The organism is Cupriavidus sp. SIMBA_020, assembly GCF_046535395.1.
GTDB lineage: Bacteria > Pseudomonadota > Gammaproteobacteria > Burkholderiales > Burkholderiaceae > Cupriavidus > Cupriavidus campinensis.
This window is the reverse complement of record NZ_JAWRWU010000331.1, coordinates 1-294: the sequence shown is the minus strand read 5'-3', so window position 1 is coordinate 294 and position 294 is coordinate 1. Positions and strand designations below refer to the sequence as shown.

Here is a 294-nt window from a genome sequence, read left to right as displayed (position 1 = left end):
CGCGGTAGGAGAGCGTTCTGTAAGCCTGCGAAGGTGGCTTGTAAAGGCTGCTGGAGGTATCAGAAGTGCGAATGCTGACATGAGTAGCGATAAAGGGGGTGAAAAGCCCCCTCGCCGTAAGTCCAAGGTTTCCTGCGCAACGTTCATCGGCGCAGGGTGAGTCGGCCCCTAAGGCGAGGCAGAGATGCGTAGCTGATGGGAAACTGGTTAATATTCCAGTACCGTCGTACAGTGCGATGGGGGGACGGATCGCGGAAGATCATCAGGGTGTTGGATGTCCCTGTTGCTGTATCG

1 rRNA gene is annotated in these 294 nt (G+C 56.1%); it reads left to right on the top strand.

Annotated features, from left to right (window positions below):
* Positions 1-294, top strand: a 23S ribosomal RNA gene (locus SB751_RS29450); the annotation flags it as partial.